We start from the raw sequence: 219 nt of genomic DNA on the forward strand, positions 1-219 counted from the left end.
GTGTCGCGAGCCGGCCGGCGTCGGCCCAGCGACGCGCGGTGTGGGGGCTGACGCCCGGAAGCCGGGCGGCCTGGCGAATACTGTAGGACTGCATGTGCGCCGCGCTACGCCCCCCGAGCCCGCATCTGCAATTCTCGGCGGCTTCCTCCATGGCGGATGCGGCCCCCTGGGCGAAGGGGGCGATTCCGGTTTCCCCGCCGGGGGCGGCCCCGCCCCGGC

At 76.3% G+C, this 219-nt stretch carries 1 pseudogene; it reads right to left on the bottom strand.

The features are described 5' to 3' along the window. Positions 1–151: pseudogene (locus A4V12_RS40020) on the bottom strand (MerR family transcriptional regulator); the annotation flags it as partial. Between the last annotated feature and the right edge of the window lie 68 nt (positions 152–219).

The organism is Streptomyces noursei (genome assembly GCF_001646665.1).
In the GTDB taxonomy this organism is placed as follows: Bacteria; Actinomycetota; Actinomycetes; order Streptomycetales; family Streptomycetaceae; genus Streptomyces; species Streptomyces lavendulocolor.